At 62.7% G+C, this 8,936-nt stretch carries 9 protein-coding genes, 1 tRNA gene, 1 other RNA gene and 1 pseudogene (1 of these 12 only partly in view); 7 read left to right on the top strand and 5 right to left on the bottom strand.

From position 1 onward, the window contains the following. Positions 1-361 (bottom strand): annotated as a pseudogene (gene gluQRS / locus K728_RS0106235) (tRNA glutamyl-Q(34) synthetase GluQRS) (it extends 539 nt beyond the left edge of the window). A gap of 24 nt (positions 362-385) precedes the next feature. After that, an RNA gene (gene ffs, locus K728_RS20515) (signal recognition particle sRNA small type) lies at positions 386-481 on the bottom strand. A gap of 191 nt (positions 482-672) precedes the next feature. Between ffs and K728_RS0106230 the strand changes: the two genes are divergently transcribed. Further along, positions 673-757 (top strand) — tRNA-Ser (locus tag K728_RS0106230). A gap of 198 nt (positions 758-955) precedes the next feature. Here the strand turns inward: K728_RS0106230 and K728_RS0106225 are convergent. Next, on the bottom strand, positions 956-1,927 hold the full coding sequence (locus K728_RS0106225; RefSeq protein ID WP_050994863.1) for an oxygenase MpaB family protein: 972 nt from the start codon (positions 1,925-1,927) through the stop codon (positions 956-958). Positions 1,928-1,978: 51 nt separating this feature from the next. On the opposite strand from K728_RS0106225, the gene K728_RS0106220 reads away from it, so the two are divergent. Further along, the gene (locus K728_RS0106220) at positions 1,979-2,479 is read left to right on the top strand and encodes a glutathione peroxidase (RefSeq protein WP_019482289.1); all 501 of its coding nucleotides are present in this window, start codon (positions 1,979-1,981) and stop codon (positions 2,477-2,479) included. Here the strand turns inward: K728_RS0106220 and K728_RS0106215 are convergent. Further along, on the bottom strand, positions 2,476-3,366 hold the full coding sequence (locus K728_RS0106215) for a hypothetical protein (RefSeq protein ID WP_024476223.1): 891 nt from the start codon (positions 3,364-3,366) through the stop codon (positions 2,476-2,478). The two genes, K728_RS0106220 and K728_RS0106215, sit on opposite strands and share 4 nt — an antisense overlap. A 96-nt stretch (positions 3,367-3,462) precedes the next feature. On the opposite strand from K728_RS0106215, the gene K728_RS0106210 reads away from it, so the two are divergent. From K728_RS0106210 to K728_RS0106190, 5 genes are all read left to right on the top strand, one after another. Further along, positions 3,463-4,134: a hypothetical protein gene (locus K728_RS0106210; protein ID WP_237742100.1), complete on the top strand. Its 672-nt coding sequence runs from the start codon at positions 3,463-3,465 to the stop codon at positions 4,132-4,134. Continuing rightward, positions 4,127-5,572 (top strand): multicopper oxidase domain-containing protein, encoded by a 1,446-nt coding sequence (locus tag K728_RS0106205; RefSeq protein WP_024476221.1) that lies wholly within the window; start codon positions 4,127-4,129, stop codon positions 5,570-5,572. Before K728_RS0106210 ends, K728_RS0106205 begins: the two co-directional genes overlap by 8 nt. Further along, the gene (locus K728_RS0106200; RefSeq protein ID WP_337587489.1) at positions 5,569-7,044 is read left to right on the top strand and encodes a multicopper oxidase domain-containing protein; all 1,476 of its coding nucleotides are present in this window, start codon (positions 5,569-5,571) and stop codon (positions 7,042-7,044) included. Before K728_RS0106205 ends, K728_RS0106200 begins: the two co-directional genes overlap by 4 nt. 85 nt (positions 7,045-7,129) lie before the next feature. Then, on the top strand, positions 7,130-7,429 hold the full coding sequence (locus tag K728_RS0106195) for a type II toxin-antitoxin system VapB family antitoxin (RefSeq protein WP_024476219.1): 300 nt from the start codon (positions 7,130-7,132) through the stop codon (positions 7,427-7,429). Next, the gene (locus K728_RS0106190; RefSeq protein ID WP_019482295.1) at positions 7,422-8,129 is read left to right on the top strand and encodes a LytR C-terminal domain-containing protein; all 708 of its coding nucleotides are present in this window, start codon (positions 7,422-7,424) and stop codon (positions 8,127-8,129) included. The genes K728_RS0106195 and K728_RS0106190 overlap by 8 nt, the downstream gene beginning before the upstream one ends. A gap of 7 nt (positions 8,130-8,136) precedes the next feature. Here the strand turns inward: K728_RS0106190 and K728_RS0106185 are convergent, their stop codons facing one another. Then, positions 8,137-8,853 (bottom strand): DsbA family oxidoreductase, encoded by a 717-nt coding sequence (locus tag K728_RS0106185; RefSeq protein WP_019482296.1) that lies wholly within the window; start codon positions 8,851-8,853, stop codon positions 8,137-8,139. Positions 8,854-8,936: the final 83 nt, after the last annotated feature.

Below are 8,936 nucleotides of genomic sequence, written 5' to 3'. Positions count from 1 at the left end.
CCGGGTAGGACCCGGGTAGCGAATGGGGGGCGGTGGCGGCCTCGGCAATGTCACGGCGGGTGCAGTAGCACTCGTAAAGCAGGTCAGCTTTCCGCAAGGACCCGACAGCGGCCTGGTAGAGGGGGAGCCGGTCACTCTGACGGACCGGTGCCGCATCCCAATCGAGCCCGACGGCGGTGAGCTCGGCGAGCTGCGCGGCCTCGGCTCCGGCGCGGGCCCGGTCCAGGTCTTCGATCCGTAGCAGGAAGGTCCGGGAGGTGCTGCGTGCAAACAGCCAGGCGAAGATCGCGGTGCGGAGGTTCCCCAGATGTAGCTCGCCGGAGGGGCTGGGGGCGAAGCGGCCAGCGCCGGGGCTGTTCATCGGTGCTCCTGCAGCATCAGGGGATGAGAAGACCCCCCATGCACCTGCCAGAGCCCGCTTACCCTTGCTACCTTCCGGTCCTGGGGGAGTTCACAGGGTGACACCACATGAGGGGCCGGAAACGAGTCTACAGGAATCTCGGGGCCGGATTCGAACCGGCAGAATCGTCGGTCGCCGTGCCGCGGGGCGGGCCGAACGCTGGCTGATTGTCCGCTGAACCGGGTGTGATCCCAGAGCTGCCCGACAAGGTCACACGGCGGCGATTCGTTAGATCGTTCGCTAGTGGGTATTCTGGTATCTGCTCCAAACTAGGAGGATTCGCCTAGCGGCCTATGGCGCACGCCTGGAACGCGTGTTGGGTTAACGCCCTCGGGGGTTCAAATCCCCCATCCTCCGCACATTGGAAAGCGGCTCAGACAAGGTATTACGCCTGTCAGGGCCGCTTTTCCTTTTTTCCGTGTATCGGATCCCGGTCCCGCGACACTTCCCGCAGGACCGGCTCAAACGACCACCCACCAGCCCGTTTCGCTGAGGATGAGAGGTCAGGCGCAGCGAAATCCCGTCCCGGCGGGCAGCTGTGACGTTGGCGGGACCTCACATCCCGGGCTGGGGTGGATTCGCTTCAGCGTCAGTGCCCCGCAGCCGGGCGAGCCGGCGGAGCGCGGCCGCCTCGCTCGGGCCCTCGGGGCCGAGGCCGAGACGGACGATGAACATGACCAGGCGCGTCGCGGTGCGCACCGGCAGCGGAATGGGCCCCAGCGACGGAACACGGAGCCCTAACAGGTCCCGGTGGCGGGGTTCGAGTGTGGCCACGGCCCCTGCGAACAACACCCGGTAGCCGAATCGCTGTGACATCGGCAGCGGCGGACGTTTGATGTACCGGAGCGCTTCGGTGACCTGCGGGCCGCACACCAGCTCGTCGTCGAACGCTGCCAGTTGCGCTGCCAATTCAGCCGCCGACTCCGGCGGATCGGTGACCCCCATGAGTCGCCCGGCCTGTGCCCACTCAGCCACATAGTTGTCGGCACCGCCGGGAATCGGCGGCCCATACGCCAGATGTGACGCCAGAAAAGCGTCAGTGAAGGCCAGATGCACCCAGCGCAGCAGATCGGGGGAACCCGCCGAGTAGGGCTGGGTGACACCCCTACTGTCGATGTAGGTACCAGTGACCCGCTGATGGAGCCGCTGCACCCAGGCCGAACCGGCCTTCGCCGTTTCGGCTGAGCCGTAGGTGACGGTGAAAATCCACTGGATGGTGCCGGCGAGACGGCCGAGTGGGTCCTCGCGGTACCGGGAGAAGTCGTGGACGCCCGCCATCGCACCCGGGTGCAGGGCCTGCAGCAGCAGCGCCCGGATCCCGCCGACCAGGGGGGTCATTGACCCGTGCACCGCCCAGGCCGCTGACGACGGCGGGAAGTAGCCGACGTCGTCGCCCTCGTCCAGCTTCTCTGCCCAGGCTGGTGGGACCTCCGCGTTGCCGGTGAAGGTCTTGCGGAGCTGGGTTCGCCAGGCGGTTAGCCCGGTGTTTCTAAGTGAGGCCACTCCTTCATTATTGCCTAGGCCCATCCGCTGGCTGTTACCGTACGAATGCTAAGCAGTCGCCTACCGGGAGTAACCATGTCACCAACGAATCTGCATTCCATCCCTCTGACCATGAACGATGGCACCGAGAGGTCGTTCGGCGATTTCAAGGGCAAGACGGTGATGGTGGTGAATGTTGCGTCGAAGTGCGGCTATACCCCGCAGTACGGGGGGCTGGAAAACCTGTACCAGAAGTATCGGGACCAGGGATTTGTGGTGGTCGGAGTGCCCTGCAACCAGTTCATGAGCCAGGAGCCCGGCACCGACGAGGACATCCAGTCCTTCTGCTCCACCACCTACGACGTCACGTTCCCGCTGACCAAGAAGGCCGACGTGCGCGGCAAGAATCAGCACCCGCTGTACTCGGAGCTGACCAAGTTCAAGAACGGAATCCTGCCCGGCATGGTGAAGTGGAACTTCGAGAAGTTCCTGGTGAATGATCAGGGCTCGGTGGTGGCGCGATTCGCTCCGACGGTTGAGCCAGAGTCGGCAGAGGTTGTCGCGGCGATCGAGGGTGCCCTCGATAAGGCAGCCTAACTGCGTGCCGGTTCCTCGCTGGCGGTCTGCAACGATCGCACGCAGCGGGCCAGGAAGGCGGCTCCGGCGTCGTCGTTGGTCAGGTGATCCTCGGTGAGCACGGGGTACGGAGTCTCAGGGACCCCATCGGCGGGCCGGACGTCAACATGGGCGACGTCGTACCCGTGTTCGTGGAGGTAATCGGCCATCGCGTAGTCGGTGCGTGAATCCCCGACCGTCCGCCAGCGGGACGGAATCTGGCCGAGCAGGGCCAGGGCCCGTTCGGCGCCGAGGTCCTTGCCGAGACGGACCGATTCAATGTCGGTGGAGATGATGGTCGGGTCGATCCGGTAGTCAATGTTGTCATCGCTGTCCGGTGCATGGTGGGCCAACCGGCAAACCCCCATCCCGAAGGACCGCATCAGGGCCAGCGCGTCGGCGTCGAACCCGGCCTGCTCAGCCAGGTAGTCGGTGTTGTCCACCTCAATGTGCTGTTCCACCGACACCATCGCGTATTTGGTCTCATCGAAAAACATGTGCCCGAAGTACTTTTCCGCCACCAGATCGCGGATCCCTGCCCCGAACTCCTTCGGCAGCGCCAGAGCCTGGTCGACATGCAGTTTGCCCGCCCCCGACCGGTCGAAGCTGAACCACACGCCCCCCTTCTCGCAGATGGCGTGGAACACCACACCCTCGGGGATCCCCGCCGCCAGCATTGGCTCCATCACCTCGCTGCGGATGAACGAATCAGACCGGCCCGTGTTGAAGATGACCGGCCACCCGGCGGCGGCGAGGGTCATCAGGTCCTTGATGATCGCCGGCCGCACGGTCCGGGACACGGGGCTCGCGATTGGTCCGTCGACATCCAGCAGAAGTCCGGTCAGCGGGTGAGTGATCGTAGCAGGCATACACCTATTCTCCATGTTTTCTACAAGGTGCCGAAGTGAAAATTGAGCGGTGACAGTTAATACCCGAAGAAGTCACTGTTAAGAGCGGATAGACCGATGACCACACTGTTAGGGGAAGTATCGCAATCCATTGGCGACGCAGGGATAGTCAGTGAGGTAGGTTGCACGGCCGATGAGAGCCCGGGCCTGACTCGCCGTGTCTTTGGTGTGCTGGTCGGGGTCACGGTGGCTGGCACAGCGGCAGCGGGCGGCCTGCTGGCAGCGGGTACCTCTGCCAATCCGCCGGGAGTCAAGACCTCCTTCGGCAGCGTTCGACTGACCGAGGCCGAGCGGCAGATGCGGCTTCCCCCGGCACAAGATTCCAGCGGCGGCGGTACGTCTGCTCAGGCCGTGACTGGCCACCGCGGTCACGGGCCTGCGGTCATCGGTCATTCAGTTCAACCGGCAAACAGCACCTGGGGGGACCATATTGCCCTTCGGTTGGAAGTCCATAATGCGACTGACCAACCGGTGCTCTTTGCCCCGGGCCAACTGCGGCTGCAGGTCGGGGTGGATGGACCCACCGTGACGAACCGAGACGCGGAAGCTGTCACTGGCCCGCTACCAGCCGGATCGACAACATCCCTGTGGATCAATTTCCTGGTGCCCTCAGATGAGACGAGTCTCTCCGCTGAGTTCACTGACCCTTGGGGCGGCGGGGCCCCGCTGACCCTCGAACTGCCGTCCGTGCTCCACCGGCCTGGTTCGCTGGCGGTGGATCATGACTGACATCCAGGAAACCGCGAAAACCAGCGTCGGGAACGTGGCGAAACCCACTGATCTTATGGCGACTGCCGGTCAGCTGGGCCGCTGGGACTTCCTCAGGTATGGAGCCGCCGCAAGCGTTGGGGCAGCGGCGTTGCTCTACGGGCAGTCTTCCAAGCCCGCCCAGGCCCGTGTAGTTGCATCGAGCCAGCCTCTGGCGGTCACCCCTCTTCCAGGGGTTCTAGATCTGTACATCAACGATGGCTACCTGAAAATGGTCGATGCCTCACTGGTGTATCACCGGGGATTTGGTGATCGTCCTACTGACGTCAACGACGCCAACCCTAGCCTGGCTATTGTTCCGAAGGTGTTCACAGCCGATGGTCGGCTAGTGGAGAGCCGAAGTTACCCTTTGGACGCCGTTCTTCCACCGGAAGGGACTCCGCTGCCTTACGGCCCGGATCCGGCTAACCCGGGGCAGTACTTCATCCGCCGCAACTACTGGGCGAGCTATTTTCCACAACGAACTATCATCGCCGAAGTGGGAAGCAGAATTCGCCTTCGGGTGCACAACCGGCTGTCCAAGCCTCATGAGTTTACTCTGCATGGGGCCGGACCCAACCGCGGCAACGTCAGTACCGGGATCATTGATCCGGCAGGAAGCAAATTATTGGAACTTGATGCGCCCGCCCCCGGAACCTATATCTACTCCGATCCGACCAATCAGCCAGTGGAAAGGGTTCTGGGTCTCTTCGGGGTCCTGCTGGTCATCCATCCGGACCATCAGTGGGCTATCGGGGAGGATCTTGCTTCGTTCGAACGGCAGTGGCTCTGGATCTGCCACAATGTCGACTCGGTGTGGGCCGGGATCGAGGCCTCCGGGGGAACCGTCGACCCACGCAAAACCAAAGCAGTACCGCGTTATTTCACGCTCAACGGACGCAGCGGCTATGAATCGCTCGGCATCACCACCAACGACGCGTTGAATCTGGCGACTGAGGAAGAGACGCTGATTTCGGGCTACCCGCGGCAGGTGGACGTGCGCCAGTTCGGCGAGGGCACTGAACTGGGGACGCTGCGCGGAGGGCAGCTTGTCAGGCTAGTCAACCCCGGCATTGTGTTCCATCAGATGCACTTCCACGGCAACCACCTGTGGACGGTGGGGCGAAACAATTATCCCTGGCCGCGCAGGGAAGGCTTCGTGGACCCCGAGGGGCATGTGGTGGTCCAACAATGGGAGGACGTAGTCGAACTGGAACCCATGGACCGTAAGGACTGCATTCTTCCGATCAAGCGGCCACCAGATGCCGTCAACGCTGTCTGGGCAGCCAGGACCACCGACTGGGGATACCCAATGCACTGCCATGCGGAGCCATCGCAGACAGCCGCTGGTGGTATGTACCCGGGCGGGATGGTTGCCCACTGGACGCTGAAAGCACCAATCATAGGAACAGGACCATGACCAACGTTCAAGTACCCAATAGACGCGATGGTCGCCGCACCTCGATGTTTAAACGCCAGGCAGAGCGGGATGAGGAGCTTGCCAAACGCCAGCGGGAGGCGGAGAAGAAGGCCCGGGAGGCCGCTGAGAAAAAGCGTAAGGAGGCGAAGAAGAAGGCCCGGGAGGCTAATCGTAGGAAGTCGACCCCTAGTCCGAGTGCAACAGCAACAGCGACTCCTTCGGCTACAGCCAGCGCATCTGCTACGCCTGTTCCCACTCCCACAGTTACTGCATCGCCCACTCCCACAGTTACTGCATCGCCCACTCCCACAGTTACTGCATCGCCCACTCCCACACCTACACCTGTACCTCCTGTCAACGATGACGGGACGCCGAGTCACCGCTTCCGCAGTCAGGCGGACTTCAGCTCAGACCAGATGGATGTGGATAACCCCGTCACAGAATTTTTACAAACCCCGCAAACAGCAGTGGTTTTGAAATTCTTTTCCCGGGACCTTGAATTTGATGACGGAAATAAATTCGAGATTTGGAGTTTCGAATCGGAAAATTCCGGGCGAAGCCTGCCGGGACCGACGCTGCGGCCCAAAGAGGGCGAGATATTCCACGCAACATTTACTCCGAGTAAAGGAGCTCACACTATCCATTGGCACGGCATGGAGCCGGACCCACGCAACGACGGCGTAGGTCACACCTCCTTCGAGATTGGAGAAACCTACACCTACCAGTGGCAGGCCGAACTGGGTAGACCCGGGGACCCCAACTATGGGGCGGCGGGAACCTACTTTTATCACTGCCACGTAAACACGGTTTTACACGCCCAGATGGGAATGTTCGGTGCCCTGGTGGTTGACCCAACGGTGCATCCCGACTATCCGGTAAGCCCAGGAGCCCGCAGAGCCTTCGTGGACGGACCCGAGTACGACATCGCGACGGAATGCATCCTCGTTCCATATTCGGTGGATGCCCGCTGGCATGAGATGGACCATGCTGCCGGGCTGTCCGGCGAGGACGTCGGTTTGAATCGGTTTGAGCCCAAGCACTTCTATCTGCTGGGAGGTAATCTGGCGGACCCGGGTGACACTGATGACCGCGTCTGGAGCCTCTCGACCATCCAGGCCAACGTGGTTCCGGGGGAACGAAAGCCCACCCTCCTGCGGATTCTGAACGCCAACTATCTGCCCAACCGGATGTACTTCACTGACGCGGAGGGGAACCCAGCGCAGATTGCCGAGATCATTGCCCACGACGGGCGGCCCTTCAGGGACACCTCTGTGCCAGGGGTACCTTCTCCCCCCTGCTCGGCAGCGGGCTATCCGCTGCTCACCAGCCTGCTGAGTTTCGGGGCAGCCGAACGTTACGATGTCATGCTGACGCCGCCTTCGGCGGGCCGATACGAGCTAAGGGTCGAGTGGGAAGATTGGATTACCGGCGAAATCCTTGCGAAACGCACTGTGCCAATCATCGCTACCTGACGGCTGAACGTAACCTTTCGGCCACTAAGGACCGTTAGGTGCGGCTCATGTTCCATTGCCCGATGATGTTCTCTAGTCTGTATTGGTGATCTTCAAAGCCGTAAGCGCAGGACGCCCCTACCCTGACCATGGATATGTGACCCCCAAGGATTGGGCGGGTGTGGCACCCCGACAGGTACGGCTGGACGAACTGGTGACCACCAAAACCACCCTCGACCTCGAGGCGCTCCTCGCCGAGGATTCAACATTCTTCGGTGACCTGTTCCCGCACGTGGTTCAGTGGAACGAGACGCTTTATCTGGAAGACGGGCTGCACCGTGCCGTCCGCACGGCCCTGCATCAACGAACCATTCTGCACGCGCGCGTGCTGGTGATCAATGACTGACCAGCCCCCGCACCGGCACGAGACCAAAAAGTCCAAGAAAAACCCCATTGAATGGCATGGCCACCGGATCGTTACTGAAAACGATCTGGACAGCGTCTTCGCAGACACGGGGGAGGTGGAGCGCCCGCACATTTACATGCGCCGGCTCCGCCACGGGGTGGTTCTGGTCGTACTGGTTGCTCTCCTCGCCGCGGCGGTTTTCGTCGCGATAGGAATCAACCGTGGAGACATCCGCATCGCTGCGCTGGAACCGGACCTGGAGCCGACGTACACCTGCCCGGCGGGCCCGTTCGAGGTGCAGTCCCCTTCGGCCGTCACCGTGAACCTGTACAACAGCACAACCATTTCCGGTCTGGCCGGTTCCGTCGGTGAGGGCCTGGCGGAGCGAGCATTCGTGTTGGGCGAGATCGGCAACCGCAAGGTGAACCGGGTCGGCATGACCGCCATCGTGGTTGCCGGACCAGAGGGCTACGCGAATGCCTTCACCGTACAGCGCCAGATTCCGGGAACCATCTTCGTGGAGGATGAGCGCACTGACGCGACCGTCGACGTCGTCGTCGGCTCAGGGTACGAGGGTCTCATCGCTGAAGCCGAGCTGGATGAAACTCCGGCCGGACTGGTGTGCACCGACCCGACGACGGCGTCTGCCGAGGCCGAGTCCACGTCGGGTGCACCGGAATCGACCCCGGCTGCCCCCTAGCTGCAGGCTAGTTGCAGCCCTCCGGCCCGCACGCTTCGCCGTCGGCGGAGGCCGCGGCGGATCCGGCGGGATTCACGAGGGTCAGCGGGTTCGCTTCCTGCCACGCGGTGGTGAGCGCCTCGGCGAACAGATCGGCGGGCTGGGCTCCGGAAATGCCGTACTTCCGGTCGATGACGAAGAACGGTACTCCGCTGATCCCGAGCGTGCGTGCCTCGGCAATATCGTGGCGGACGTCGTCGGCGAACCGGTCTGTGCCGAGGGTGGCCCGCACGTCGTGCTCCGTGAGGCCGATCTCCTTGCCGAGCTCCACCAGGAAGTCCGTGTCCGAGGTGTCTTTGCCCTGTTCAAAGTGGGCGGACAGGATGGCCTCCTTGGCGGCGTCGCCGAGCCCCTGGGATTTGGCCAGGTGCAGGAACCGGTGGGCGGTGAAACTGTTGCCCACCACGACGTCCTCGAACCTGAAGTTCAGTCCCTCGCCGGCGGCCGAGGCGGACAGGCTGTCCCACATCTCGCGGATCCGGTCTTCGGAGATACCCTTGCGTTCAGCGAGGTACTGCTGTTCGGTGCCGTCATAGTGATCCGGGAGATCCGGGTCCAACTGGAAGCTCTTCCAGGTCACGGTGACCTGATCGCGGTGTTCGAAGCCGGCGAGGGCGGTCTCAAACCGGCGCTTGCCGACGAAACACCAGGGGCACTTGACGTCTGACCAAATTTCAATCTGCATACATCGCACAACGCGGGGTTGGCTCCGGGGTATTCCCGCTACACCCCACCGCAGCCGCGCCGCACCCTCACCGCACCCTCACC

This window comes from Arthrobacter sp. CAL618 (assembly GCF_000468215.1).
In the GTDB taxonomy this organism is placed as follows: Bacteria; Actinomycetota; Actinomycetes; order Actinomycetales; family Micrococcaceae; genus Arthrobacter_D.
Note: the sequence above shows the minus strand (reverse complement) of the source record. Positions and strands in the feature narration are given on the sequence as shown.